Source organism: Brevibacillus sp. FW301-21C12A, from assembly GCF_058788915.1.
Genome location: NZ_JBYTBG010000041.1, coordinates 1 through 26,598, shown reverse-complemented (window position 1 = coordinate 26,598; position 26,598 = coordinate 1). Strand labels below are relative to the sequence as shown.

Below are 26,598 nucleotides of genomic sequence, written 5' to 3'. Positions count from 1 at the left end.
CTGACTGCATTCTCTCTTTTTTGGTTTGGCGGCCTGCCTACTTGGCGTCGTACCAGCTTCGCCCGTCGCTCACGTCCACTTTGAGCGGAACGTCGAGCGCAAGCGCCCCTTCCATGACTTCCGGCACGAGCTTGCGCATGATCGCAAGTTCGTTTTCCGGCACTTCAAACACGAGCTCATCGTGCACCTGCAAAAGCATCCGGCTGGACAGCCCTTTTTGCTCCAGGCTCTCCTGCATGCGAATCATCGCCAGCTTGATGACGTCGGCAGCCGTCCCTTGAATCGGCGTGTTCATCGCTGTGCGCTCCGCGAAGGAACGCAGGTTGAAGTTGCTGCTGCGAATGTCGGGCAAGTAGCGGCGACGGTGCAACAACGTCGTCACGTAGCCGTCCTGCTTGGCCTGCTGGACAATCTCGTCCATCCAGCGCTTCACACCGGAGAAGACGGCGAAGTAGCGCTCGATGAACTCGGCGGCTTCCTTGCGGGTGATGTTCAAGTTTTGCGACAAGCCGTAGTCGCTGATGCCGTAGACGATGCCGAAGTTGACCGCTTTGGCCTGGCGGCGCATCAAGGAAGTCACTTCGCCCTCGCTCACACCGAATACGTCCATCGCAGTGCGCGTATGAATGTCCATCCCTTTCCGGAACGCGTCGATCAAATTTTCGTCGCCGGAAATGTGGGCCAAAATCCGCAGCTCGATCTGCGAGTAGTCCGCTGCCAGCATGTACCAGCCGTCCTCGGACGGGATGAACGCCTCGCGAATTTTGCGGCCTTCCTCCATGCGAATCGGGATGTTCTGCAAGTTTGGTTCCGTGCTGGACAGACGTCCTGTAGCCGTGGTCGCCTGGTTGTACAAGGTGTGCACCTTGCTCGTCTTCGTATGAATTTCTTTTGTCAGCCCTTCAATGTACGTCGAGCGCAACTTGCCGAGCTGACGGAAGTTCAGGATCGCGTCGATGATCGGATGGTACGGAGCCAGCTTCTCCAGCACGTCTGCACTGGTCGAAGGGCCAGTCTTCGTCTTTTTGATGACAGGCAAGGCCAGCTTGTCGAACAAAATTTCGCCCAGTTGTTTAGGCGAGTTGATGTTGAACGGCCCGCCAGCCAGGTCGTAAATCTGTGTGGTTAAATCGGCCAGCTTTTTGTCCAGCTCCTCGCCCATTTGCACGAGACGCTCGCTGTTGACCTTGACCCCTTGTTTTTCCATGCGCGCCAGCACCATGCTGAGCGGCGCTTCCAGATCGCGGAGCAGCTCCACCATTTCGTTTTCCGCCAACTGCTCGCGAAGTACCGGCACGCTCTGCCAAATCGCCGCAGCCTTGTGCGCCACATGTTCGCAGAGCACGTCCATTTCCGGCACGAGGCGCTTGGCCCCTTTTCCGTACACCTCTTCGTCAGACAGCACCCGCACCTGGGCGTACTGGGAAGCGATGCTGTCGAGCGTCGGATTGCTCTCCGAGGCGTTGAGCAGGTAGGAAGCGAGGTAGACGTCAAAGCTGATCCCGTTTGCCTCCAGCCCATGCCATGCCAGCCCTACCGTGTCGCGTTTTCCGTCAAACGCCCACTTTTCCTTGGCAGGGTCGGCCAGCCACGCACAGAACGCCTTCCACTCCCGCGCTACATCCCACGGTACGAAAAGCACCGTTCCTTCCGCTGCCAGTCCGAAGCCAAGAATCGGAGCATGGTGGTAGTTCTCGCCGTCCATTTCGATGTACAAGGCCATCGGGGAGGTCAGCTTGTCTGCGTACTTGTCCGCGTTTTCCTCTGTGACTACTTCAAATTCAAAAGGCTTCGCAGAAGTCTCCTGTCCGCTTCCTTCTGCGGGCTGTGCCACCTTGATTTTGGAGAGCAGCGACTTGAACTCCATCTTTTTGAAAAAGTCGCTGACGAGCGCTCCGTCGTAGCCGTCGTAGGCCGTCTCGTGCACGTCCAGCTCGACCGGAGCTTCGCGCAAAATCGTCGCCAACGCCTTGCTCATGTTGGCCTTGTCCACATTTTCGCGCAAGTTTTCCTGCAGCTTCTTGCCGGAGATGCGGTCGATGTTTTCCAGCACCTTCTCGACAGAGCCGTATTCGTGCAATAGCTTCAGGGCCGTCTTCTCGCCGACGCCGGGCACGCCCGGAATATTGTCGGACGAATCGCCCATCAAGCCTTTCAAATCAATGATTTGCAGCGGCGCAAGGCCGTATTTTTCCTGAATTTCCTGCGGGGTGTACAACTCGATTTCACTGACGCCTTTGCGGGTCAGCGCGACCGATACGTGATCGGACACGAGTTGGAGCATATCCTTGTCCCCGGTAATGACGGTTGTTTTCCAAGCCTGGGCATCCGCATGCCTGGTCAACGTGCCGATGATGTCGTCCGCCTCGTAGCCTTCCAACTCAAAATGCTTGATCGAAAAGGCGTCGAGCAGCTCCCGGATGAGCGGAAACTGTTCGGACAGCTCCGGCGGCGTTTTGCTGCGCCCGCCTTTGTATTCGGCGTACTCGCTGTGGCGGAAGACGACTTTTCCCGCGTCAAACGCAACCATAATATGCGTTGGCTTCATTTCCTCCAGCACGCGAAGCAACATCGTGGTAAAACCGAGGACTGCGTTCGTGTGCAGTCCGGCTGACGTGGACAACAAAGGGAGCGCATAAAACGCCCGGTTGGCTACGCTGTTTCCGTCAATCAACACAAAATGACTCAAGGAATCCGACCCCTCTCGTGGCAAAACTACTATCTTTTATCGTAACATAGGGCGATCGCCTAAGCCAAGCCGCAGATGATGCGGGTAAACACCGGCGCGGTTGAACAGACTATGAAAAAAATGGACAAGGAAGGCGATCATATGTATTTGCTGAAAAGATTTCCGCTCGTACTTGCTATCCTGCTTTTTTGCTTCCCTCTATCGTGGGCAGCGGCCCAAGGCGACACCGCTTCTCCTTTACCGCCAAAACCGAAAAATCTGGTGGCCTTTGTCATCGACGATTTTGGCAACAACATGGCAGGAACAGAGGAAATGCTGAATTTGCCCGTGCCGCTGACTGTCGCGGTCATGCCGTTTATGCCAAGCACGAAGCAGGACGCGGAGCTTGCCCACAAAAAAGGGCACGACGTGTTCGTCCACATGCCGATGGAGCCTGTCAAGGGCAAACGCTCGTGGCTCGGGCCAGGTGCCATTACGACCGATCTGTCCGATGAAGAAATTCGCCAGCGGGTCGAAAAAGCGATTGACGACGTGCCGCACGCCATCGGGATGAACAACCATATGGGCTCCAAGGTGACGGCTGACGAGCGCATCATGCGAATTATCATGAGTGTCGTCAAAAAGCGCGGCCTCATATACCTGGACAGCAAAACGACAGACAAGAGCGTGGCCGGCAAAATCGCCGAGGAGATGGGCGTACCGCACGCGGAAAACCAGATTTTTCTCGACGACGTCTACTCTGTTCCGCACATCACCAAGCAGATGGAGAAAATATGCAAGCTGATCGGCAACCACCCGCTCTGCATCGCGATCGGGCACGTCGGGCCTCCGGGCAAAAAAACAGCCTCCGTTCTGCGCCAGTACATCCCGCGGATTCAGAAGGAGGCCGAATTTGTCACGATTTCACAGCTTATTCATCAAGTCGGCCATTGATCTGCTGGATCAATGGCTCTTGCCACCAGCTTTCTTCTGCGAACGTCTCCATTTTCAGATTTCCTGTCAAGGTCACGTATTCGCTCACGGCTTCTCTGATGGCCTGGGCGATTTTTTCTTGTGACGCAGGAGTGGTCAGCATTTCACGGTCAGAAGCGTTGCTGATAAACCCCATCTCCACGATGACCGACGGACAGTAGCTGTGACGCAGCATGTAGTACGTCTTGCCCTTGACCGGCTTGTCGTTTGTGTTCGCCAGCCGGTTCAGCGAGCTTTGCAGCAGATCGGCCAGCATAAAGCTCTGTTCATTGCTCTGGTAGAGCACGACTGGCCCGCGGCGGCGCGAATCGCTCGACCAGTTCACGTGCAGGCTCAGCATCATTTGCGGCACGATTTCCTTCGCCAAATTTTTGCGCTGGGCGAGGTCGCGAATATGCCGGGAGCGATTGCCCAGCCAGCGGTTGTCGTCGCTCAGCGCGATATCCTCATAGCGATTCAACGCTACGCTGTACCCTGCCTTGGTCAGTTGCTCGTATAGGCGCTTGGCAATTTGCAGATTGATGTCTTTTTCATGCAGATTGCCGTAAGAGGTGCCGGAGTCCACCCCTCCGTGGCCGACGTCGATCAGGATGTGGATGGGGGTCAGCGGGATCGCTTCTGTTCGCGCAGGCATGCACACGAGCAAAAGCAACAACACAACGATGCGGAAAAAGGAATGTAGGTATCTCATGCCTGTAGGATTGCCTGATTGAAAAAAAACCTTTCAGGCAACTGGGTAAGCATAACATTGTGAATTTTTCAGGCGAACGGTACAATAGAAAACATCGTGACTTGTAGCTGACATAAGAAGGTGTACACATGAATCAACCATTGGAAAAGCCGCTGTTTCCCCCGTACTTGGCACTGCTCATCGGGGTGATCGCCATCTCCTCGTCCGCGATTTTCGTCAAGCTGTCCAGCGCGCCTGCGCCGATTATCGCCACGTATCGGCTGATTTTTTCCGTCGTCCTGACGCTTCCGTTTTTGCTCTGGAATCGCGGCGCTCTCGCGGAGATCGGAAACATGAGCAGAAAAGTGTGGCTACTCTGTCTATTGTCCGGCGCATTTTTGGCCAGCCATTTTCTGTTGTGGTTCGAATCGTTGAACTACACGTCTGTAGCCAGCTCAACCGTGCTGGTAACGTTGCAGCCCTTATTCGCCTTTATCGGCGGTTACTTCTTTTTCGGGGAGCGCGTGCGGCTGCTCGCACTCTCGGGCGGATTGCTCGCCATCGCAGGCAGCTTCGTCATTGGCTGGGGAGATTTTCAGGTCGGCGGCATGGCTCTTTTCGGCGACGCGCTCGCCTTGCTCGGCGCGGTGACCGTCACCGGCTACTGGCTGGTCGGCCAGTACGTCCGCCAGCACATGTCTTCGTTTACCTACACACTGGTCGTCTACACGGCGACGAGCGTGATTCTGGTCGCCTACGATCTCGTTCTCGGCTATCCGCTGGTCGGCTACCCTGCACAGGACTGGGGCTGGTTTTTCTGCCTCGCGCTGTTCCCGACCTTGCTCGGCCACTCGATTTTCAACTGGGTCATCAAATGGTTGAACACGACCACGATTTCCATGGGCATTCTGGGGGAACCGATCGGAACCGCCATCCTGGCTTACTTCATTCTGGGAGAAGTCGTCACCGTGCCGCAATGGGTCGGCGGACTGATTATCATCGCCGGTATTTATTTGTTTATTCGCTATAACCAACCAGCAAAAGGAGTGTCTCAAGGTGAACAAGCACCCCCAACCCCGAAAAAGCTTGCGTGAATTTGTGAAAGGCCTGAATGTCTGGGCCAAGATTGGCTGGACGGTTTTGCTTGGTTATATTGTGGGGAGGATTGTGTACTGGTTGTGGAAAGTTTCGTCTTAGGGGATTGCCTTGATCGGTACTTTTGGTGAGGCGAGGAAAGAGGCGAAATCGCTGTAGCTTCTTGGAATCCCTGCTGGGAAGCTTCACTGCATGGCTCCGTGGAAAAAGCGAAACCGCGTCCAAAGTGGTCCATTCAAGGAAGATCGAACAACAGAAACAGCTCGCAGAGGAAACAGGAGAAACAAGCGAAGGTCTTTGGGACTCCTGCCCAGCTTCCCCGCCAGAGGCCCCAAGCACCTGCAGCGGTTTCTCCTGTTTCCTCCCTCCGCTACAGCCACGATCCACGCCATTCTTCCAAGCAGTAAGCCCCAGCACAAAAGCCGGAACAAGCACGCAACAATATAAAAGTAGGGTCACTCCCGCATCCTGACATGAGGCTTGCAGAAGTGACCCTTTCGCTTTTTCGTTTAGGCAGCCGCCTTTTGCTGCTCGGGCGCCTGTGGATTTTTCTTAGGTTTTTTATGCAAAAAGTACAAGAGTGGAATCGACAGCGCAATCGGGATTACGGAGACGAGGAAGGTGTCCCCGATTCCTTGCACCAGCGCTTCCTTCGCCATCATCCCGTACAGGATCGTGCTGGCCCCGCCTGCGGCGCTCGCTGCATCTACCCCTGCCTGCGCGTACAAGCCGGAGATGCCGCTGATAAACTGCGTCGCCATATCCGTATTGAGATTGTCTGCGATCGACGCCATGTGGAAATTTTGGCGCGCCTGCATGATAACCGTCAAAATCGCAATTGCAAACGAGCTCATCACCTGACGCAGCACGTTGGAGAGCGGCGAAGCGTCCCCTACGCTCGTGCGCGGCACGGCGTTCATCCCGACTGTGGACAGCGTCATCATGCACAGCCCGATGCCGACGCCACGGATGGTCAAAATCATGTCCATCCAGGAGTGCATGCTGTCTGCCGCGAGATTGTGCAGCTCATAAGTCGTAACCGTCATGATCGTCAGCCCGACCAGCCCGATCGGGCCGATGCCGTATTTGTCCATCAGCTTGCCGCTGATCGGCATCATGACCGCCATCGCGACAGATTGCGGCATCAGCAAAATCCCCGACTCCATGGCCGTCATCCCCTGGATGTTTTGCAGGAAGATTGGCATCAGGAAGATCCCGCCCATCATCCCCATCATGACGAAGCCCGAAGTCAAGATACTGATCGAAAATACCGGGATTTTCAGCAGCCGCAGATCCAAGAGCGGCTGTTCTTTTCCCAGCTCCACCCAGACGAACAGCGCCAGGCTCATGATCGCCACGAAGAACAGGCTGACGATGTAAAACGACGTCCATCCCTCTGCCTGCCCTTTGCTGAAGGCGAGCAGAAGTGCGCCAAAGCCGACAATCGCCAGGAAAGCCCCGAGGTAGTCGAACTTCAGCTCCGGCTTTTTCGGCGTTTCCTTGAGCAGCACCATACTCATGATAACGGCGAAAATCCCGAACGGAACACCGATCAAAAACAAAAACTGCCAGCTTAAAAATTCGATGAGGTACCCGCCCAATGTCGGACCGAGCGCGGGCGCCGTCATCGAGGCAATCCCGAAAATCCCCAGCGCCATCCCGATCTTTTCGCGCGGGACGATCATGTAAATCATCGACATTCCGATCGGCATAATCATCCCGCCACTCACGCCCTGCACGACGCGAAAGGCGATCAGCGAAGAATCGCTCCAGGCGAGCGCGCAGAGGACGGAGGAGATCGTAAAGGCCGCAAGCGACAGGACGAATATTTTTTTCGCCCCGAACTTGGCCGACAGCGAACCGCTCATCGGAATCATGACGGCGTTTGCCAGCATGTAGCCCGTCAAAACCCATTGCATGGTCTCCGTCGTGGAGCCGAAAATACTGACCATGGTGGGCAGGGCAACGTTAATCAAACTGTTATTCAAAATCGCAACGAAGGTTCCCGAGAGGATCGCGACCAGTGACAGCCACATGCCGCCACTGCCGCTTTTGTCCTCCCGCTGTGCCACCGCTTCCGCCATGCCATCACCCCCGTTAGTTTGCGATTACCTTGGTGCCCTCGGACAATTTGTCTGTCGGATTCAGCACGATCTGATCGTTGTCTTTCACACCTTGGGTTACTGTTGTCCACTCACCGCTGGCGCTGTCTACAGACACTTCCACCTGATGGACGACGTCGTTGTCCACGGTGTAAATGTAATGCTTGTTATCTTTTTCCAGAACAGCCGAGCTTGGCACTTTCATTCCCTGGCTCGCCTGACCTTGCAGCACGACCTCCGCTACCATCCCTGCGCGCAGCAGTCCTTCCTGGTTGCTCACTTTGACCTTGATCGGGAACGAGCTGCTGTTGGCGTCAGAAACCGGGGAGACGAACTCGACAGTTCCTTTCAGAACCTTGCCGCCCAGACTGCCTACTTTGACGTCAACCGTAGAGCCTACTTTGACATTGTTGATCTGATCCTGGGAGACGCTCGCCTCCACCTTCACGTCAGACATGTTCACCAGCACCAGAAGCGGCGAGCCTGCTGCCGCCATCTCGCCCGGATCAATCGAGCGCTTCGCGACGATTCCGCTGATTGGCGCGCGAATGATCGTGTTGTCATAGCTGCTTTTCGCCAGCTCCAGGCCGGAATTGAGACGGCTTACTTCCGCTTGCAGGGCTGCGACCGTATCCGCAGTCGGACCCGCTTTCGCCAGATCGTACTGCGCCTGTGCCTGCTCCAGACCAGTACGCGCCTTTTCCAAATCGAGCGAAACTTTTTCCAATTCCGCCTGGGACAGCGCTCCTGCGTCAAACAAAGCTTTCATCCGGTTGTAGTTGCTCTCTGCTACTTTCAAACCTGCCTGCGCTTGCGTCACGACGCTTGCCAACTGTGTGAGCTGCTCGTTGCGCGCGCCTGCTTTTGTGTCGCGCAGCTTTGCGTTTGCTCCGGCAATCGCGGCCTGTGCCTGGTTGATTTGCTGCTGGTAATCGGCTGCTTCCAGCGTCACCAGGACATCTCCTGCCTTGACGACAGAGCCTTCCTTCGCGTTGACGCTCGCCACTTTGCCCGATACTTTGGAGACGACCTGAATCTCGTCCGAAGCGGCAATTTTCCCGCTCGCAATCAGGCCGGATTGCGAGGACGTCACCTTCCACGTCTTTACAACCGGGATGCTTTCCTCTCCTGTCGAAGCAGAAGACGTATCACTACAGCCTGCGGTAATGAGCGAAATTGCCATCAGCACAGCCGCGATCGATTTCCATTGAGCTGTCTTTTTCATGCCAGATTACATCTCCTTCACTTGCACTTTGATCTCGGCGTTCAAACCGGCAGCCAAATGTAGACCTGCTGTGTCGTCAATGGCAATTTTAATCGGAATCCGCTGGGTGACCTTTGTGAAGTTCCCGCTAGTGTTTACGGCTGGCATCAAGGAAAACGTGGAGTTGGTTGCTTTGCCGATCTCCATCAGATGGCCAGTCAGCTTTTTGCCCGGGTAGGCATCCAGCGTAAATTCTACCTTTTGTCCCAGTTTCAGTCGCTCGATCTCGGTTTCTTCCAGGTTGGCGGAGATGTACAGCTTGCTCTCGTCAATCACCAGCGCAACGGATTGTCCTGTGGAAACAATCTCGCCTTCCTTCGCCTGCGTTTTGATGACCGTGCCAGTGATCGGGGAACGCAGCACGCTGTTTTCCAAAAGGTTTGTCGCGATGTTGGTCGTGTCTTGCTGCCCGACGATCTGGTCGGCTACGACTGTGTCGCCTTCTTTGACAGTGAGGGCAGTCAGCTTGCCTGTCATTTTGGGCATGACCCGATAAATGTCCCCTGCCACTCTGGCATCCTGCGTCGTTACGTAATGTTCACCCTGATACCAGTAGTAGTAACCGATGCCCCCGCCCCCTACAACGAACAGGAGCAAAATGACATACAATACCAGTTTTCGCTTCATGGTTTCTCCTCAGCTTTCTCTCTCTTCTAGTTTCGCAATCAACGTTTCCATCGAGTAAATAATGCCGTCCAGGTCTTCATCCGAAAAACCGTGGAAAATCCGCTTGTAAAATTCCTCTGAAAAAAGGTCCACCTTGGCAAACAGTTCTGTAATCTTCTCCGTTTTCCGAATCCAGACGACACGGCGGTCTTTGTCGTCGCGGACACGCTCGACCAACTGCTCTCTCTCCAGCCGGTCAATGATGCCGGAAACGGTACTGTACGACAGATCGACAGCTTTGCTTAGCTGGCCGATCGTCTTGGGATCGCAATGAATTTGCCGGATGACCATCAACTGAGGAACGGTCAAGCCGTACTTGCTCAGCTCCTTCGTAGCCATCGTCGCAAACGTCTTGTTCAGACGCTTCAGCAATTCCCGTATATGCAAAGGCTTGTTCATGATGCACTCCTTTCCTACCTAATATTTCGGACACGAAATTTTTATCACAGGAAACACTATACGACTTTTTTGATTCCGTGGCAACTATTTCTTTAGGTTAAATTTTAACTAGGTAATTGTAAACGCTACCTTGCCAACCGCGCTGGCGAAACCTTCCGTTTTTCGCTCTCCATACAAAAAAACCAACATGCCCATGCAGCTCAAGGCAATGTTGGTTCTGTGATGGTCTCGGGGCTTGCAGGCCCTTCCTCCGGCGTATTTTGGCGCACGCTCGGCACGTGGCGCGGCTCGTATTCGATCTCGGGAAAAGAGTTCACAGTCACGTACATCGTCCCGTTTCCAGCGATGGCGCGGATCATGACCGGGTATGCATACTTGTTCTGAAAGACAAAATCCGGGCCGTGCCAGCTCACGGTCGCATCCCGGCCAGGGGGCACATAGGCGACGTTCCTGCTGTGGGAATAGCGCTGCATAATATGCAAGCCCGCCTTGTCGACCGCATTGAACAAGGTCGAGGACACTTGGCAAATCCCGCCTCCGATCCCTTCGGAAAGCTCTCCCCTGACGATGATGGGCGCTTGCAGGTAGCCTTTTTCCTTCGTCCTTTGGCCAACTAATTTATTGAAGGAAAAAATTTCTCCCGGCAACACGACGTAGTTGTTGAGCGCCTGTGAAGCGAGCCTGATGTTGTGAGAGCGGTTTTTGTTCCGCGAATTGAAATAGGTGGCATACTGCCCGATCACTTTTTTCCGAACTTGGCTGAGGAGAGCCTTGTCCACCTTTGGATACACTTCCTGGTAGGAGACTTGCATGGTCGCAGCGCCCTGCCCGTAGTAATACTGGTAAAACCGCTCCAAAAAAGCAGCCTCGTCCAGCTTGCGGCCTTTTTTCTCGGGAACGATGGCGCCGTGCGCATTAATCGTCGCATTGATCGGCGCTACATACGCTTCTTTGGCTACTGCGTCTATCAATTTTTGCAAACGGTAGTCATCCGCGACAGGGACACCGTCAACAGGCAAGGTATAATCCGCTCGGTCCAGGATGGCTACCGTTTTGTCTCCCACCTCGACGTGCAAAAAGTTGGTCGGATCGAGGGGATTGGCTAGCAAAAGCAAAGCCAGAGTCAAAGCAAAACCCATCCGGCCACTCACCTCCTTCCTGTAGTATGAGCAGCCGAACGGGTTTCATGCGGTCATGCGCTGTGTCTTTATCCCATCCGCGCCAGTCTGCTCATGATCGCCTGGGCGACCGCTTTGAGCCTGGACTGGTCCGCAGCCTCGCTGTACAGATTGTTCAATTGATCGCGCAGTTCTTTGGCAGCGAGCAAGGACGCCGTAGCTTCCTTGATTTTTTGCGTGTAGCGAGCCTTGATGTCGGCAAGCTCCTCCTGGTACTTCTCGTCGGTGCCAGGAGCGATGGCCCGCGTGTACATGTCGATGACTTCGTCTGTCTCCTTGCTGGGGAAGTATTCGTGCGGGGCGGTGCTGTCGAAAATAGCCAGCCCTTTTTCCGGCACGATCACCATATCCAGGCTGTGCGGGTCCAGCCCGCAATGGTACACCTCCACGTCGTAGCCGCGGTTTTCCGCTTCGACTACCAACTTTTTCAGCATGGTCGACTTGCCTGATCCCGGTCTTCCTTTGATGAAGTAGCGCTTCTGCAACGAGTCTGTCAGCTTCATGATGTGATCGACAGGCCCATGCGGCGTGGCGGCCCCCAGGTACATTCTGCGCACCCGTGCCTTTTTGCCAAGCTTTTCCTCGCCAAAAAACAGCGCGATTACTTCTTCCGTAACGCGGTTGGCTTCCTCGCGGTTCAAGTTTTCAATGTACGGCGCTTCCCATTCATCGTGAATGCGCAGCGCTTCCCCGAACGACTGATAAGCGGCTTCGCTCTTGGCAAAAATCTCCTCGTACCACGCCGCGATTTGTTTTTTGTAAGGGGCCAGTTGTTCGATGCCGACCGCCGTTTGCAAATTGACCTGGATTTCCGTCACACCGGGCGCAGCAGGTCGCCAGATGCGAGGATAGCTGCCGTCCATAATGGCGACCCTCCACTCGTGAAAAACAACGCCGTCGTATTGCCCGTTCACAAACGGAGAGTGAATCCACTCCACCTGATTCGTCTTGCGCGACATCTCCTTGCCGATGGCTTCGATGAGCGGGGACGTGACTCCCTCCACGACTCCTGACAGGATGTAGACGCGCTCCAGCCCTTGCAGGACCGAATCGTAAAACGTTTTGTATCCTCGCGCCGTGTTGCCTGCGGCGTATATGTGGCGTACTTGTTTTGCCATGCCATTCCCTCCCGTACTTCTTTTGCTGATAATGGGGTTGAATCGTTGTATTGTATGCAGCCAGAAGGAAATAGGCGTCTGTCATGAGCGGAAAAAGCCGCTGCAAGCTTGAGACGGCTCGCAGCGGCTTTTTGGCGTTTGTGGCTTTTTGCTCCGGCAAGACGTTCTCGCCCGGGCTTATTTGTTCAGGTCGGTCATTTTGCCTGTGGACATGTAGATGATCCATTCGCAAATATTCGTGACGTGATCGGCAATCCGCTCCAAATATTGCGCCACCAGCAAAAGATGCGTCCCTTGGGAAATCGCGCTGCCGTTTTTGGTCATGACTTCGATCAAGTCACGGAAAATCGTTGCAAACAGCTTGTCGACGATATCGTCGCGAGCGGCGATCTCTTCTGCCGCTTCCTTGTTGCGGGCGATATAGGCATTCAGGCAATCTCGCACCATCGCTTTTACATGATCGGCCATCAACGGGATGTCAATCAGCGGCTTGATATACGGTTCAGCCATCAGGCGGCGTGTCGTTTTGGCGATGGAGACCGCATGATCGCCCATCCGCTCCAGGTCCGTCACCAGCTTCAGCATCGTTCCCAGACGGCGCAGGTCACTCCCTACCGGCTGCTGCAAAGCGATCAGGCGGAAGCATTCGCTCTGTATCTCCTGCTCCAGCTCGTTGATGACCGGATCGGCGGCAATGACCTGCTCTGCAAGCTGAACATCCCGCTCCACCAAACTTTTAATCGATTTATGAATGGCTTCTTCCACCAATGTGCCCATGGACATGAGCTTGCGATGCAATACGTCCAACTGCTCTTCGAAAGCGTGCCGCGACATGTTCCTCGTCCCCCTTCATTTGTCTGACACGACAAATAGTACAAGGGGATTGTATTGCACGGGTAAAGCTACTATTTTGTTTGTGTAAATATTTCAGCCGAGCGGCAAAGTGACGGTAAAGGTGGTGCCTTTTCCTTCCACACTCTCTACCCCGATCTGGCCGTGCAAGTTGTCGACGAGGTGTTTGACAATCGCAAGGCCCAGCCCCGTTCCGCCGGAGTCGCGGCTGCGCGCCTTGTCGACACGGTAAAAGCGCTCGAAAATGCGCGTGAGGTCTTTTTCCGGGATACCTATGCCCGTATCGGAAACCTGAATCGTCACGTGTTCGTCGTCTGCTTCTGTCCTGATCGTGATCTCTCCGCCTTCCGGAGTGTAGGCGATCGCGTTGGTCAAAAGGTTCAGGACGATTTGCTGGAGACAATCTTTGTCTGTCATCAACCAAATGTCCGGCTGGCTGTCCGGCAGCGTCACCTTCAACTGCTTTCTCTGCGCCTGGTCGTGCATGATCGCCGCTGCCGAGCGGATCAGCTCCTGCACATGCACGCGGCTGAGGTGCAGGGGAATCCGCTTCTGTTCGATTTTGGACAAGTCCAAAATGTCGCGGATCATCCGGTACAGCCGTTCGCTCTCATCCGAAATAATTTGCAGGAAATTGCGGCACGTTTCCTCGTCCTGCATCGCCCCTTCCAAAAGCGTCTCTGTAAACCCTTTGATGGAAGTAATCGGCGTCCGCAGCTCGTGCGAGACGTTGGCGACAAAGTCGCTGCGCATCTTTTCCAGGCGGCGAATGTCGGTGATGTCGTGCAGCACGACGACGACGCCTCGCGATTCCCCTTTAAAATTGATGTACGGGGCAAAATTGACGTCGAGCACGCGCTCCTGCGGATAGTAAATGTGGATCTCCTGCCGGAACTTCTCGCTTTTGTCCAGGCATCTGTCAATGTATTGGGACAGGCCAAAGCTTTTGCCTGCCTCGATGTGCAGCTTGCCTACCAGCTCGTGTCCGGCTGTTCCGAGCAGCTTTTCCACGGCGGGGTTGACGAGCATGATTCTGCGCTGCTCCGAGATGAAAATGACCCCGCTCGTCATGTTGGTCAGCACCCCGGCGAGCCGCTGCTGGTTCTCGGAGATTTCGTACATTTGCTGTTCCAGGCTGGACGCCATGAAATTGATGGCGCCGGCGAGCTGGCCGATCTCGTCCTTGGCCTTGATCCGTACCCGGCTCTCGTACTGGCGCTGGGTAATGTTGCGGGCGACTCGCGTAATTTCCTCGATGGGACGAATAATCGAAAAGGAGATGCGCGACACCACAATCGAGCCGACGACAAGCGTCACCAGCAAGCCTGTCAGCAGGCTGTACCACATGTTGTGGATCGTGTCCGTAATGTCTTTCATCGACATGGCCGAGCGGACGGCACCGACGATGTTCGTCCCCTGCTCGACGGGCACGGCTACGTACATCATGTCATAGCCCAGCGTCTCGCTAAAGCGGCGGGAAATGCCGGTCTCTCCATTGAGCGCCGCGAGCATTTCCGGCCTGTCGTGGTGGTTCTCCATCTCATCGGCATGGGAGGAGTTGTCGTACAGCACCTCGCCTTCCAGGTTGATGATGGTCAGGCGGACTTCGTCGGATGGCGCCACCTGGAGGACGCGATCCGCGAGCATCTCCTGATTGTCAAAAACGGTCGGGAAGCGGACAGCCTGGGCAACCAGCTTGGACTCGCGGGACAAAAGCTCATGCAGCGATTGCAGGTAGGAATTTTCCAATACCTTCGCAAAGTACATCCCCATCAACAGGAGGACCAATGAGATTAATCCCAGAATGGTGAAGGTGAGTTTGATACGAAAGCGAGTCAAGGTCGTGCCTCCCGTTTGTTATCCTTCCAGTTTGTATCCCAAGCCGCGAACGGTTTTGATGTAGCGCGGGTTTTTCGTGTCTTCCTCCAGCTTTTCCCGCAGGTGGCTGACATGCACGTCCACGATCCGGGAGTCCCCGATAAAGTCGTAGTTCCAGACGGCGTTCAGCAGTTGGTCGCGGGTGAGCACGCGCCCCTGGTGGCTGGCGAGGTAGTTGAGCAGTTCGAATTCTTTTGGAGTCAGCTCTACCTTTGTATCTTTGCAAAAGACTTCGTATTTTTCCGGGTAGATGCGGATGTCGCCAAACTGGAGCACGACATCTTCCGGCGCAACCGCCGCTTCCGGGGTTGCCTGAATGCGGCGGAGAATGGCTTTTACGCGGGCGATTACTTCGCGCGGGCTGAACGGCTTGGTCAAATAGTCGTCAGCGCCCAGCTCCAGACCTAATATTTTATCCAGCTCATCGTCTTTTGCGGTCAACATGAGGATTGGCGTGTTAATGCGCTCCTGGCGCAATGTTTTACAGACGTCCATGCCGTCCATTTTGGGCAGCATCAAGTCGAGAATGATGAAATCGGGCTGCTCGCTTTTCACCATGTCGAGCGCCTGTCTGCCGTCAAAGGCGGTCACTACCTGGAAACCCGATTTTTCCAGATTGAATTGCAGCAGCTTCACGATGGAAGCTTCGTCATCCACTACCAAAACCTTAATCATTTTATCCGTTTCCCCCTACCAATGCGATGCTGCAGATTAATTGTTTTCAGACCTTCGTCCTCTGGTTTGTTTCTTCTCTCTACACCTCTCAGTCTGCCAATGCTGAAACCGGAAGACAAGTAATTTTTTTGTAAAAGTGTTTGGAGGCTGGCTGTGGTGGGTGTGGCTTGGGCGTTCCGTTGGTTCTTTGGAGTAGTATGCCTCGAATGAGGGGTGGGCATCAGGGAGGGGATGTTAGGCTTCGGGGGGTGTTTTGAAAGGTCCCTTGGTCGTAGGGCCTTTTGCTCGTAGCTTTGGCTTCGGCTCGTCCCGGTAATTTTGAAAGCCCTTGATCGCAGCTTTAGCTTCGGTTCGTCCCGGTGTGTTTTTTGAAAGCCCCTTGATCGTAGCTTTCGTGGCGGCGAGGAAAGAGGAGAAATCGCTGGAGCTTCTTGGGATCCCCGCTGGAAGCACTACTGCCCGGTTCCAGGGAAAAATGAAACCGCGTCCAAAGTGGTTTATTCAGGATGTGTCTCAGAGTGGACGCTTAAAAGCGTGTTTCGTTTTTTCCCTTCCACCTCGGTCGGGATCCCAAAGAGCTTTCGCGTATTTCTCCTCTTTCCTCGTCAGGGGCTAATGATGTTGATGGGGGTTAAAAGAATTGAAAAGCTTGAAAACATTTTGGCAAAGAAAATTTGGGGCGTCCCCATAGAAGTAATTGACAGAAATCCACTAAAAAGATGGGAATTAATCGCATTTATATTAAACGGGGTGGCTATGTATATTCAGTAAAATCTCGTCTTGCTTTGCAACAAATAATCGCTTCCCGTATGGCCAGCCTCATCTTCTTTCCATTTGTTCCTTCACATTCGATCAATGCAAAATCCCAATAGAACCCTTCACCGGAGTATCGACCTACTCGGCTTTTCCCAAAGAACGCCTGACCGAACCTCACAGCTCGTAGAGGAAGCGAAAAAAAACACAAGGTTTTAGAAGAATTCCTACCGAGCCAGAGGAGCAAAAGGAAAACACGCAAAAAACTCCCCCAAGCCAAAGGCGCCTTGCACTTCATTCGTCTCGCAACTACTTCGGCCGAGCAGTTCGCCCCGCCCGCCACCGGACAAAGACGTCATTTGCTTCACCTCCACTGGACGTTCCCGCAAAAAAAGACGCCTTTCGCGAAGAAAGGCGTCTTGGTTATTCATCTCGACCCGGCTATTTCAAAACAGCCAGGACATTGCGCACGGAATCAGCCGATTTGTCGAGGGCTGCTTTTTCCTCTGCGGTGAGTTCCAGCTCGATCACTTTCTCGATCCCGTTTGCCCCCAGGAGGGTCGGAACACCGAGGTAGAGATCGTGGTAGCCGTACTCGCCTTGCAGAAGCGCAATGGATGGCAGGATACGTTTTTTGTCCTTGATGATCGCTTCAGCCATCTGCACCAGCGAGGCAGCCGGGGCGTAATAGGCGGAACCGTTACCGAGCAGGTTGACGATTTCGCCGCCGCCTTTGCGGGTGCGTTCGACGATCGCATCGAGGCGATCTTTCGGGATCAATGTTTCCAGCGGAATGCCGCCCGCGTACGAGTAGCGCACCAATGGAACCATGTCGTCGCCGTGTCCGCCGAGCACGAAGCCTGTCACGTCTTCAACAGAGACGTTCAGCTCCATTGCCACGAAGGTACGGAAACGCGCCGTATCCAGCACGCCGGATTGCCCGATTACGCGCTCTTTCGGGAAGCCGGACGTTTTGTAGAAGGTATAAGTCATCGCATCAACAGGGTTGGAAAGAACGAGCACGATCGAGTTTGGCGCATACGTTTTCACTTGCTCCGCCACCGACTTCATGATGGCTGCGTTTGTGTTCACCAGGTCGTCGCGGGACATGCCAGGCTTGCGGGCAATCCCTGCGGTGATGATGACCAGATCGGCACCTTTGATGTCCTCGTAGCTGGCTGTGCCTGTAATGTTGGCGTCAAACCCCAGTACAGGAGAAGACTCCATCATATCCAACGCTTTCCCTTTTGTTGGGTTTTCCAGTTGCGGAATATCAACCAATACGACGTCGCCCAGTTCTTTTTGCCCCAAAATAAATGCTGTGGTTGCACCAGTGAAGCCACTACCGATAACAGCGATTTTTTTACGGTTGAATGCCATGACTTAACTCCCCTCCAAAATGTAAGGTAATCGTTGCCAAACTATCTTTATCTTACATGTTTTGAATCAGCGCGTCAGCAAACTCGGAGCATTTCAGCTCGGTTGCACCTTCCATCAGGCGAGCGAAATCGTACGTTACGGTTTTCGCGGAGATGGTTTTTTCCATGGAGTTGATAATCAGGTCAGCCGCTTCGTTCCAGCCCAGGTGACGCAGCATCATTTCTCCGGACAGGATCACGGAGGATGGGTTCACTTTGTCCAGACCAGCGTATTTAGGCGCTGTACCGTGAGTTGCCTCGAAGATCGCATGGCCAGTCAGGTAGTTGATGTTTGCGCCTGGAGCGATACCGATACCGCCAACTTGTGCAGCCAGCGCGTCGGAGATGTAGTCACCGTTCAGGTTGAGGGTTGCTACTACATCGTACTCGGCAGGACGAGTCAGGATTTGTTGCAGGAACGCGTCCGCAATCACGTCTTTTACGATGATTTTGCCAGCCGCTTCTGCTTCTTTTTGCGCTTTGTCAGCGTCGCCGCCTTCAGCCTTGATGCGGTCGTATTGTGCCCAAGTGAACACTTTGTCGCCGAATTCCGCTTCAGCCACTGCATAACCCCAGCTTTTGAACGCGCCTTCGGTGAACTTCATGATGTTGCCTTTGTGTACGAGGGTAACGGATTTGCGGTTGTTGTCGATCGCGTAGTTGATCGCTGCGCGAACCAGACGCTCTGTACCGTCTTTGGAAACAGGCTTGATCCCGATACCGGAAGTTTCCGGGAAGCGGATTTTCTTCACGCCCATTTCTTTTTGCAGGAATTCGATTACTTTTTTCACTTCCGGAGTGCCTTCTGCCCACTCAACACCAGCGTAGATATCTTCTGTGTTCTCGCGGAAAATAACCATATCTGTCAATTCAGGATGTTTCACAGGGGATGGAACGCCGTCGAAGTATTGAACAGGACGCACGCAAGCGTACAGATCCAGCTCTTGGCGCAGCGCCACGTTGATGGAACGGATACCGCCGCCTACTGGTGTAGTCAGAGGACCTTTGATGGCGATCAAGTATTCGCGGATCGCTGTCAATGTATCTTCTGGCAGCCACTCGTTGTATTGATTGAACGATTTTTCTCCTGCGAATACTTCGAACCAAGCGATTTTTTTCTCGCCGTTGTATGCTTTTTCTACCGCTGCATCCAGTACGCGAACGGAAGCTTTCCAGATGTCAGGGCCAGTACCGTCGCCCTCGATGAAAGGAATGATCGGGTTGTTTGGAACTACCAGTTTGCCGTTATCAACCGTAATTTTTTCGCCGGCAGTTGGTTGTGCAAGGTTTTTGAACACAAGAATCCCTCCAGTGGTGAAGATAATAGGTGATTATGAATATTTCCAGACGTAGGAGAACTACCACTGCTTGTGGTAGTTCTCAAGCTTGCGCTTAGGGAACAGTTGCCCTCCACGCTCGAAAATAGCGAGTGTTTAGCGGCGGTCAATCGGAACGTAGTGTTGGTTGACCGGACCGGTGTAATCCGCGCGCGGACGGATCAGGCGATTGTTTTCATACTGTTCCATGATGTGAGCCGTCCAGCCGGACATGCGGCTGATAGCGAAGATCGGTGTGAACAGGTCAGTTTCCAGGCCGAGAGAGATGTACACGGAAGCGGAGTAGAAGTCAACGTTTGGCTTCAGTCCTTTTTCCTTGGAAATCATGTCGTCGATTTTCACGGACATTTCATACAGCTCTGGACGACCGATTTGCGCGGTCAGCTTTTGGGACATTTGCTTCAGCCATTTCGCGCGCGGGTCACCATCTTTGTAGACGCGATGTCCGAAGCCCATGATTTTCTCTTTGTTGTCCAGCTTGGCGCGGATGTACGATTCTACGTTGTCGAGGCTGCCGATTTCCACCAGCATTTTCGCAACCGCTTCATTGGCGCCGCCGTGCAGAGGGCCTTTGAGCGTGCCGATGGCAGAGACGATACCGGAGTAGATATCAGTCAAGGTCGCAACGGTTACGCGAGCAGCGAAGGTAGATGCATTGAACTCATGGTCAGCATGCAGAACCAGCGCAACGTCAAACGCTTTCACTGCTGTTTCTGTCGGCTCTTCGCCAGTCAGCATGTAGAGGAAGTTTTGGGCGATGGTGAAATCTGCACGAGGAGCAACTGGCTCCAGACCTTTGCGCATGCGCTCGTAAGCGGCAATCAAGGTAGGAGTTTGAGCCATCAGACGGATGGATTTGCGATAGTTGGCTTCAGGAGACATGTCTTGCGCTTCTGGGTCGTAGAGCGCTAACGAAGAGACAGCTGTGCGCAACGCCGCCATTGGGTGTACGCCTTTTGGGTAGTGGCGGATGCTCTCCAGCACTTCTTTTGCCACTGTTGCATTTTCACCCAATTGTTTTTTCAAAGCGTCTAGCTGATCACGCTTCGGTAACGCTCCATGCCAGAGCAAATATACAACCTCTTCAAAAGTTGCATGTTCTGCTAACTCATCGATGTTGATCCCGCCATAGCAAAGAACCCCATCGACGATCGAACAGATCGATGATTGAGCGGCAACGACGCCTTCTAGTCCACGTGTTGTTGTCATAGAACTCCCTCTCCTTTTCCACTCAAGTAGTAGCGCTTATCCAGTCCTCGCTTGTCCTTGTGACTGATAAACGACTTTATCCACAGCAAATATGAAGTTGATGGCAGCGGTTTCTTTCATCCACCACTCTTGTCAGGGAATAGATCCACGCAAATCCTTAGAACATGCCAAGGGGGAGAGGCGAGTGAAAAGAATCCACTATAAGTCGACCCAATTATAAAAGATTATTGCGATTTTGTGAATAAGATTGGCGAAAAAATGTTTCAAAGGATGAAACCCGGTTTTGTTTTTTGCGCGAACTTGCTCCATTTGTCCGGCTTGCTGCATAATAGTTCCATAAGGATTTGTGTGCTGTTCGATGGCAGAAAGGAGACCTTTGTTGAATCAGGAAAACTGGGTGGAGCGCCTCTTTCAGATCATTCGCTTTTTCTGGGTTTGCCTGCTTGTTTATGTAGGAATTTGGCTGTTTCAGTTTGCAACACCCTTACTTTACCCATTTATAATTGCTTTAGTCATCGCGCTTTTGATCCACAAGCCGGTCACGTTCGTCACGCAAAAGTTCAAGATTCCGCGCTGGCTGTCGGTCACTCTCGCCCTGCTCGTCTTGATGCTGCTCGCCATCGGGCTGGCGACATTGGTCGTCTCGGAAACCGTCGTGGAGATCGGCGAGCTGGCCAAGCGCCTGCCGGGATTCGCCCAGGAGCTGTCCGAGTATTTGCAGCGGACGATCTCGCAAGACTTTTTGCTCGGCATCTACAACCAGGTGCAATGGATTTACGACCAGCTTGACCCGAACTACAAGGACAAAATTAGCAATACGGTCGGAAGCGGCATTACTTCCATCACCCACGCCGGGCAAAACCTGATTGTCAGCTTCCTGGACGGCCTGAAAAACGTGCTCGTCTCCCTGCCGAACATGGCTACCGTATCGGTTATTTCCATCATGGGCGCGTTCTTTATTTCCAAAGACTTCTTCCTCTGGGAAGCGCGCTTCCGCCGCCTGTTGCCAAGCGGCGTCAACAACCGGCTGGACCAGATTTTCCGCGACCTGCGCGGCGCTTTGCTCGGTTTTCTCAAGGCGCAGTTGACGCTCATCTCGCTGACGGCCGCCATCGTGATCGTCGGCCTTCTCATCATGCGCGTCGAATACGCGATTACGATCGGGCTGATTACCGGCCTGGTCGATCTGCTGCCGTATCTCGGAACGGGAACCGTCTTCGTTCCGTGGATCATCTACCTGTTTTTCAAAGGCAACTACACGATGGTCATCGGACTGTCCATCCTGTACGCGGTCGTTCTCATCTTCCGCCAGATCATCGAGCCAAAGGTCGTCGCGGAAAGCGTCGGTCTCGATCCGCTGCTCACGCTGGTCGCCCTGTTCGTCGGCCTGCAACTGTTCGGCTTTTTGGGGCTGATTATCGGCCCTGTCTCGCTCGTATTGATTAACGCGCTGGTCAAAGCCAACGTGTTCGTGGACATCTGGACCTACATTCGGGGAAAACGCACCTAACAAAAGAACCGCTTTCGGGCTAGCCGTGAGGCCGTCGCTCGAAGCGGTTCTTTTTGACAACTGCTCTTTTATCTGCGGAAAAAGAATTGGATGCGCCCCGACGAGATCAAATACCACAGCCATTGTTTCAGCAGGTGGCGCAAAATCATGCGGGTGTACGGAATGAGAAAAATCAGGCCGATCACGTCGGAGACAAAGCCTGGCAACAGCAGCAAAATGCCGCCGATCAGAATCAGCGCGCCGTCAATAATCGTCTCTGTCGGCATCTGCCCCCGTGCCAACTGGAACTGCAGCGTGCGAAACACCTGGACGCCTTGCTGCTTCGCCAGCCAAGCCCCGAGCAGCCCGGTCAGGATCACCAGCAAAACCGTGTTCCAGCCGCCGATGAGCGAGCCGACCGTAATCAGCCCCCACAGCTCCAAACCGAATCCGACGACAAACAGGATGATGAGAAAGCGCAGCATGCTACTCCCCTCCTTTATACTGGGCATCCAGCCAGGCGTAAACCTCCGGCTCTGTTCTGGACAAGCGAATCGGCTTCAGCTCTGCGTTCGTAAAAACGTGTATCGTCTCGCCCGACACGAGCAGCTCCTGGTCCGACACGCGGATAATATCGTAAGCAAACGCTAGTCGAACGGCACTCAGCTCCTTGACCCGCGTCTGGATTTCCACCACATCGTCGTAGCGGGCCGGCTTTTTGTAGGAGAGCGACGCGTCCGTGACCGGCAGCAGCACGCCTCTTTCCTCCAGCTCGCGGTAGGTAAGCCCCGCATTGCGGATCAATTCGGTTCGTCCTACCTCAAACCAGTTCAAGTAATTCGTATGGTAGACCACGCCCATCTGATCTGTCTCGCCGTAGCGCACTCGCAGCCGATGGGCATGAATAATCGGACTCACTCATCATCGCCCCTTTCTCTATACGTATATTGTACCATAGACAAACTGGTCTTGCGGTCTGGCTGGTATGTCAATTTTTCATTACGTCAATACTCGAAAAAAATAAACTGGCGCAAACAGGAAAGTAGGAAAAGGAATGTGGGGAGCAACCGTTGTCTTGGTCACAGCGATCATCATTGCCTGGTGGGAAATCCCTCATCTGGTTCACCTGGGCTATTATCGGGAGCTTGTTGTGTTTTCCCTTTTGCTTTTGCTTGCCGCAGCAGCAGGCGTGCTCAAAGTGTTGGGGGTCGCCATGCCCAATCCGGGCGATTGGGTGCTCGCCGTCCTTGGCCCCTTTGGGGAATTTTTGCAGAGATTGTTCCACTAGGAGGACATCAGGTGCTGTCCAACGTCACTATCTCGAATCGGCAAATGATGATAATTACAGCCCTGTTCTGCATCGGGACCACGATTTTGGTCGCCCCTTCTACATTGGCTGCGGATGCAAAGCAGGACGCGTGGATTTGCGCCATCCTGGGAAATGTAGTCGGCTATGGGTTGGCCTGGCTCTACATCGCTGTCGGGTTGCTCTATCCCAATCAAAACTTGCTGGAAATCAACGAACGCGTTCTCGGCAAATGGCTCGGCTGGGCAGTCTCGCTGCTTTTCCTCTTCACCATGCTGCTCGCCTCTTCGCAGGTGCTGTTTTACATCGGAAACTTTTTAATCACGCACATGTTCCCAGAGACTCCGATCATCGCGCTGCACATTTTGTTTTTGCTCGTCGTCATGCTCGCCATGCGGCTTGGACTGGAGGCTTTCGCCCGATGCATCGAGCTGTTTACCCCGTTGCTACTGTTGCTGTTTTGCTCCCTGATCTTTTTTCTTTGTTCGACCATGGAGTTTGAAAACGTACAGCCGATTCTCGAAGCGAGCGGGAACGGCATCATGAGAGGCACCATGTCGTTTGTCAGCATGGTGCAAGTATTTCGGCTCCGCACCTACAAGCCGCTCATCCTTCCCAAAGCTTTTCTCGTCGTCGTCTTTTCCCTGATCGTCTATCCGAATACAGCGTATATGAACCAGTGGGATGTCGACGCCTGGTTGCCTTACAGCCTGATTTTCGGGCTGTTTTACCCGCTGCTGCTCCTGATCGTCGGCCTGATCCGCAAAAAAAGAGGGAGAGACTCGTCGTGACCGTCTCTCCCTCTTCTCTATGTTGGTTCCTCATGTGAAGCAGCGTGTTAACGAATCGGGCAAGCGCCGCCTTCGCACGCTTCTGCGGTAGACAGATCAGCCTCGCCGCCTGTTTCGAATTGCTGCAAAATCGCCGGGTCAAACGGCTTCATCGATTGCTTCAGCGCCTCGTATTGCTCTTTCGTGCACTCTTCATACGGCGCAAGCTGATAGTTTCCGCCATCCAGTTGCAGGAAGGACACGCCGACAAAATTGTCCCAGTTGGCGTAGACGATTTCTTCCACTTCGCTCCACTCTTCCTTGCGAACGGTAATCGTATTGGAAGAGTTGTGCTCGGTGTATTCCTTTTGAAAACGGAAGTACGTGTCGAACTGGCGTTTCGCGCTCACTTCGTTTTTCGTCTCTTGCGCACCGGATGCTACCGGGAAGTCGATCACGAGCGTACGCGCATTTGCCATGCGCTCTTCGTGCGTTTCGCCAGGGGTCCCCACCTCGGGATGGACGGTCCAGCCGAGAGCTTGTACAGCCTTTGCCAGCGGGTCCTGGGCGTTGATGCGAATACGGCGGATGTAGTACGGCGAGTGCGACCAGTGCAAGCCGCTGGAAACGCCCCCGGCCACCTGCGACAACGTCCCTTCCGGCTTGACGGTCGTCACGAGCAGCGGCGAGTTCACGCGCAGCTCATACGCGTAGCGGTCTGCTTCACTGCGGGCAGCATCGCCCAGTTGACGCAGCAACTCCAACTCCTGCTCTTCGGTATAGCCGAGAGAAGCGAGCGCATCCTTCACGCCTGTCAACGACGTTCCGAGCAGGCGGTCGCGCTGCTGGACCGTATCCCAGTGCGGCAGCTCCAGTGTTACGAGCGTCATCCGCAATCCTGCGCGGGCAGATTTGCGCTGCGCGTCCAACAGTCCGTCCAGGTCCAAATATTTCGAGCCGTCCTCACGCTCGCGGACAAACTGAACCAGGTTCACTGTCGTCAAGTTGCAGACCCCGTACGAATCGAGCAAAATTTCCGCACAAGGGTTGAGTCCTTCCGCATTCGGGCGGCGGCGATTCGCTTCTTCCAGGTTGATAAAGCCTGGCTCGCCCTCCAGTTGCATCAGCGTGAACACAAGGTGCAAAAACTCTTTGGTCGGCTGCTTGGTGAACGCAATCGAGTTGTTGGACATGCGGCGGTGATCCAGGCCGAAGCGCCCGTCTCCCACTTTTTGAATGCTGTCAAACCAGACAGGCTTGTGCTCTCCCAAAAGCTCTCCGACACGACGATGGTGGGCGAGCTGCTCCTCTGTCCAGAAGCCGTTGATGCCGTATTTCGCCAGCATGCACTCGTAGTCATCGTGGTCAAACAGGAAAATTTCCGCGGTGCGGCGCACGCCCCCGACCACAACGTTTGCTCCGATGAGGTTGCCGATGTCGAGAATATGTACGGGGCGAATTTTGCCGTACCCTTTTTCGTCGCTTTCGATCGGGGCCAGATGCTGGTCGATCTGGTTTTTCAGCACTTTGTCGATTCCTTCAAACATTTCGCGCAGCGGCTCGTGTCCGCTTGCTGTTCCGCCAAAGCGCTTCAGCCGCTCCCCTTTTGGCCGCACGCTGTTGTAGGAGATTTTGACCGTATGGATATGCTCGTAGGCGGAATCCGTGAGAATTTGCAAGTACAGGCGCAACGACTCGACCCAGCCTTCCTTGCTGTCCCCTACGTAAATTTTCGCAAAGCCGTTGTCCAGCACATTCAGCTCGGAGCGTTCCAGACGCTGGTGCTTCGGAAGCGGTCTGTACTCGGAGGAAAGCAGGGTGACGTTGGTGCGGATCGGCCCAAGTCCGGCTGCCATTTCCTTCGTGCATTTAAAGCCTACGCCCGTTCCTACGAGCAACAGGTAGAACAAATCGCCCAGGTCGTCCCATGACCTGATGTTCAAAAACGAGCAGTTGAAGTTAGCCAGTGGGTACAAATCGGCAACGCCGTTCTCCGCGCCGCCTACCCACAGCGTCCGTCCGGACAAAAACTGGCGAAGGTTGAACATGTTGTCAAACAGCCCTTCCGCTTCTGCCTCCATCGCCCGCTCATCCGGCTGCAAGCCGATCTTTTTCATATGTTGGTACGCAAGCTTCATATTGTAATCCACCGAGCGGCGGCATGTTTCTTTCCACGTTTCCCGTCTGCCTTTCTCCGGGAGGAAGCGAGAATAAGTCCGGTAGTAAACAAATTGTCCCAGAGGATTCATATGAACAGGAAAATCTGGATATTGCGCTAAAAATTCATCCCTCAAAAAAACGGTTCGGGATACGGTTTCAGTTGCCAACATGAACGTTCCTCCTTCGATTCTTTCCTCTCTAGTTAACTATCTTTGTCAAAAAAACTCAATAGTTTCACCTATATATTGTGCGAAATAAAATTCGACAACACTATATGTTGTGTTTCACTGAAAAAAGTTCTTGACATCGACAACCGCACGAAGGGAGCCGTTTTTCCCCTTTTCGCGAGCCGGATGACATCGTTTTCTCCTGGAAAAAACACGCGCAAACTGTAAAAAGCCGCGAGCCACCAAGACGAACACCTGATCGATTTTATCAGATTCTCCCTTGGTTTGCATCACCTAAAAAGCGCCGTTATTTGGAAAGCGTTAGCAAAAAAACTTGGCAGACAGTTGGGACAACATAAGAAAAACAGTCAGGGAAAAACGCCCTGACTGTCCTTTTTTGCGCTAGAGGATATCCGAAAGTTTGTATTCAT

At 53.8% G+C, this 26,598-nt stretch carries 22 protein-coding genes; 5 read left to right on the top strand and 17 right to left on the bottom strand.

The genetic code is table 11. The features are described 5' to 3' along the window. Nucleotides 1-37 precede the first annotated feature (37 nt). Nucleotides 38-2,689, bottom strand: coding sequence for a DNA polymerase I (polA, locus tag AC3WQH_RS20485; RefSeq protein WP_221843326.1), 2,652 nt, complete (start codon nt 2,687-2,689; stop codon nt 38-40). Between the two features lie 111 nt (nt 2,690-2,800). Here polA and AC3WQH_RS20480 point away from each other — a divergent pair, with 111 nt between their 5' ends. Next, a complete protein-coding gene (locus AC3WQH_RS20480; RefSeq protein ID WP_310670555.1) occupies nt 2,801-3,622 on the top strand; it encodes a divergent polysaccharide deacetylase family protein in 822 nt (273 codons plus the stop codon). On the opposite strand, the gene AC3WQH_RS20475 is transcribed toward AC3WQH_RS20480, so the two are convergent. Further along, a complete protein-coding gene (locus AC3WQH_RS20475; protein ID WP_005833860.1) occupies nt 3,600-4,352 on the bottom strand; it encodes an N-acetylmuramoyl-L-alanine amidase family protein in 753 nt (250 codons plus the stop codon). The genes AC3WQH_RS20480 and AC3WQH_RS20475 overlap by 23 nt on opposite strands. A 128-nt stretch (nt 4,353-4,480) precedes the next feature. Between AC3WQH_RS20475 and AC3WQH_RS20470 the strand changes: the two genes are divergently transcribed. After that, the gene (locus AC3WQH_RS20470; protein ID WP_025846842.1) at nt 4,481-5,425 is read left to right on the top strand and encodes a DMT family transporter; all 945 of its coding nucleotides are present in this window, start codon (nt 4,481-4,483) and stop codon (nt 5,423-5,425) included. Between the two features lie 510 nt (nt 5,426-5,935). On the opposite strand, the gene AC3WQH_RS20465 is transcribed toward AC3WQH_RS20470, so the two are convergent. From AC3WQH_RS20465 to citZ, 12 genes are all read right to left on the bottom strand, one after another. Further along, on the bottom strand, nt 5,936-7,510 hold the full coding sequence (locus tag AC3WQH_RS20465; RefSeq protein ID WP_310670556.1) for a DHA2 family efflux MFS transporter permease subunit: 1,575 nt from the start codon (nt 7,508-7,510) through the stop codon (nt 5,936-5,938). A gap of 13 nt (nt 7,511-7,523) precedes the next feature. Next, nucleotides 7,524-8,753, bottom strand: a complete 1,230-nt coding sequence (locus tag AC3WQH_RS20460; RefSeq protein WP_005833853.1) for an efflux RND transporter periplasmic adaptor subunit — start codon at nt 8,751-8,753, stop codon at nt 7,524-7,526. A gap of 6 nt (nt 8,754-8,759) precedes the next feature. Continuing rightward, complete coding sequence (locus AC3WQH_RS20455; RefSeq protein ID WP_005833851.1) at nt 8,760-9,419, bottom strand: efflux RND transporter periplasmic adaptor subunit; 660 nt, start codon at nt 9,417-9,419, stop codon at nt 8,760-8,762. A gap of 9 nt (nt 9,420-9,428) precedes the next feature. After that, nucleotides 9,429-9,857 carry a MarR family winged helix-turn-helix transcriptional regulator gene (locus AC3WQH_RS20450; protein ID WP_005833849.1) on the bottom strand — a complete coding sequence of 143 codons (429 nt, stop codon included), beginning with the start codon at nt 9,855-9,857 and terminating at the stop codon, nt 9,429-9,431. 200 nt (nt 9,858-10,057) lie between these two features. Next, the gene (locus AC3WQH_RS20445) at nt 10,058-10,996 is read right to left on the bottom strand and encodes a VanW family protein (protein WP_122953233.1); all 939 of its coding nucleotides are present in this window, start codon (nt 10,994-10,996) and stop codon (nt 10,058-10,060) included. A gap of 68 nt (nt 10,997-11,064) precedes the next feature. Then, nucleotides 11,065-12,153, bottom strand: a complete 1,089-nt coding sequence (locus AC3WQH_RS20440; protein ID WP_005833844.1) for a PRK06851 family protein — start codon at nt 12,151-12,153, stop codon at nt 11,065-11,067. A 177-nt stretch (nt 12,154-12,330) separates the two neighbouring features. Further along, nucleotides 12,331-12,987 carry a phosphate signaling complex protein PhoU gene (gene phoU, locus AC3WQH_RS20435; protein ID WP_005833842.1) on the bottom strand — a complete coding sequence of 219 codons (657 nt, stop codon included), beginning with the start codon at nt 12,985-12,987 and terminating at the stop codon, nt 12,331-12,333. Between the two features lie 93 nt (nt 12,988-13,080). Beyond that, nucleotides 13,081-14,844: a two-component system histidine kinase PnpS gene (pnpS, locus tag AC3WQH_RS20430; protein WP_007784790.1), complete on the bottom strand. Its 1,764-nt coding sequence runs from the start codon at nt 14,842-14,844 to the stop codon at nt 13,081-13,083. Nucleotides 14,845-14,862: 18 nt separating this feature from the next. Continuing rightward, on the bottom strand, nt 14,863-15,558 hold the full coding sequence (locus AC3WQH_RS20425; protein WP_005833838.1) for a response regulator transcription factor: 696 nt from the start codon (nt 15,556-15,558) through the stop codon (nt 14,863-14,865). A 1,194-nt stretch (nt 15,559-16,752) separates the two neighbouring features. Beyond that, nucleotides 16,753-17,691 (bottom strand): malate dehydrogenase, encoded by a 939-nt coding sequence (mdh, locus tag AC3WQH_RS20420; protein WP_005834759.1) that lies wholly within the window; start codon nt 17,689-17,691, stop codon nt 16,753-16,755. Between the two features lie 52 nt (nt 17,692-17,743). Beyond that, nucleotides 17,744-19,027: an NADP-dependent isocitrate dehydrogenase gene (gene icd, locus AC3WQH_RS20415; RefSeq protein WP_005834761.1), complete on the bottom strand. Its 1,284-nt coding sequence runs from the start codon at nt 19,025-19,027 to the stop codon at nt 17,744-17,746. Between the two features lie 135 nt (nt 19,028-19,162). Continuing rightward, nucleotides 19,163-20,275, bottom strand: coding sequence for a citrate synthase (citZ, locus tag AC3WQH_RS20410; RefSeq protein ID WP_005834764.1), 1,113 nt, complete (start codon nt 20,273-20,275; stop codon nt 19,163-19,165). Nucleotides 20,276-20,654: 379 nt separating this feature from the next. On the opposite strand from citZ, the gene ytvI reads away from it, so the two are divergent. After that, complete coding sequence (gene ytvI, locus AC3WQH_RS20405; RefSeq protein ID WP_122953372.1) at nt 20,655-21,785, top strand: sporulation integral membrane protein YtvI; 1,131 nt, start codon at nt 20,655-20,657, stop codon at nt 21,783-21,785. A gap of 68 nt (nt 21,786-21,853) precedes the next feature. Here ytvI and AC3WQH_RS20400 read toward each other — a convergent pair whose 3' ends face one another. Both AC3WQH_RS20400 and AC3WQH_RS20395 read right to left on the bottom strand, forming a co-directional pair. Next, complete coding sequence (locus tag AC3WQH_RS20400) at nt 21,854-22,249, bottom strand: FxsA family protein (protein ID WP_005834767.1); 396 nt, start codon at nt 22,247-22,249, stop codon at nt 21,854-21,856. 1 nt (nt 22,250) lies between these two features. Further along, nucleotides 22,251-22,682: an acyl-CoA thioesterase gene (locus AC3WQH_RS20395; RefSeq protein WP_005834768.1), complete on the bottom strand. Its 432-nt coding sequence runs from the start codon at nt 22,680-22,682 to the stop codon at nt 22,251-22,253. A 136-nt stretch (nt 22,683-22,818) separates the two neighbouring features. On the opposite strand from AC3WQH_RS20395, the gene AC3WQH_RS20390 reads away from it, so the two are divergent. Together AC3WQH_RS20390 and AC3WQH_RS20385 are read left to right on the top strand one after the other, a co-directional pair. Further along, nucleotides 22,819-23,052 (top strand): hypothetical protein, encoded by a 234-nt coding sequence (locus AC3WQH_RS20390; RefSeq protein WP_005834770.1) that lies wholly within the window; start codon nt 22,819-22,821, stop codon nt 23,050-23,052. A gap of 11 nt (nt 23,053-23,063) precedes the next feature. Next, on the top strand, nt 23,064-23,861 hold the full coding sequence (locus tag AC3WQH_RS20385) for a GerAB/ArcD/ProY family transporter (RefSeq protein ID WP_005834772.1): 798 nt from the start codon (nt 23,064-23,066) through the stop codon (nt 23,859-23,861). 47 nt (nt 23,862-23,908) lie between these two features. Here the strand turns inward: AC3WQH_RS20385 and nrdJ are convergent, their stop codons facing one another. Further along, nucleotides 23,909-26,170 (bottom strand): ribonucleoside-triphosphate reductase, adenosylcobalamin-dependent, encoded by a 2,262-nt coding sequence (nrdJ, locus tag AC3WQH_RS20380; protein WP_005834774.1) that lies wholly within the window; start codon nt 26,168-26,170, stop codon nt 23,909-23,911. Between the last annotated feature and the right edge of the window lie 428 nt (nt 26,171-26,598).

Coding starts and splice junctions, on each gene's coding strand:
- AC3WQH_RS20450 (WP_005833849.1), bottom strand. CDS start 9,857: ATGAACAAGCCTTTGCATATACGGGAATTGCTGAAGCGTCTGAACAAG.
- nrdJ (WP_005834774.1), bottom strand. CDS start 26,170: ATGTTGGCAACTGAAACCGTATCCCGAACCGTTTTTTTGAGGGATGAA.
- AC3WQH_RS20460 (WP_005833853.1), bottom strand. CDS start 8,753: ATGAAAAAGACAGCTCAATGGAAATCGATCGCGGCTGTGCTGATGGCA.
- citZ (WP_005834764.1), bottom strand. CDS start 20,275: ATGACAACAACACGTGGACTAGAAGGCGTCGTTGCCGCTCAATCATCG.
- AC3WQH_RS20475 (WP_005833860.1), bottom strand. CDS start 4,352: ATGAGATACCTACATTCCTTTTTCCGCATCGTTGTGTTGTTGCTTTTG.
- AC3WQH_RS20470 (WP_025846842.1), top strand. CDS start 4,481: ATGAATCAACCATTGGAAAAGCCGCTGTTTCCCCCGTACTTGGCACTG.
- phoU (WP_005833842.1), bottom strand. CDS start 12,987: ATGTCGCGGCACGCTTTCGAAGAGCAGTTGGACGTATTGCATCGCAAG.
- AC3WQH_RS20440 (WP_005833844.1), bottom strand. CDS start 12,153: ATGGCAAAACAAGTACGCCACATATACGCCGCAGGCAACACGGCGCGA.
- AC3WQH_RS20390 (WP_005834770.1), top strand. CDS start 22,819: ATGTGGGGAGCAACCGTTGTCTTGGTCACAGCGATCATCATTGCCTGG.
- AC3WQH_RS20425 (WP_005833838.1), bottom strand. CDS start 15,558: ATGATTAAGGTTTTGGTAGTGGATGACGAAGCTTCCATCGTGAAGCTG.
- AC3WQH_RS20455 (WP_005833851.1), bottom strand. CDS start 9,419: ATGAAGCGAAAACTGGTATTGTATGTCATTTTGCTCCTGTTCGTTGTA.
- AC3WQH_RS20445 (WP_122953233.1), bottom strand. CDS start 10,996: ATGGGTTTTGCTTTGACTCTGGCTTTGCTTTTGCTAGCCAATCCCCTC.
- AC3WQH_RS20465 (WP_310670556.1), bottom strand. CDS start 7,510: ATGGCGGAAGCGGTGGCACAGCGGGAGGACAAAAGCGGCAGTGGCGGC.
- mdh (WP_005834759.1), bottom strand. CDS start 17,691: ATGGCATTCAACCGTAAAAAAATCGCTGTTATCGGTAGTGGCTTCACT.
- AC3WQH_RS20400 (WP_005834767.1), bottom strand. CDS start 22,249: ATGCTGCGCTTTCTCATCATCCTGTTTGTCGTCGGATTCGGTTTGGAG.
- AC3WQH_RS20480 (WP_310670555.1), top strand. CDS start 2,801: ATGAAAAAAATGGACAAGGAAGGCGATCATATGTATTTGCTGAAAAGA.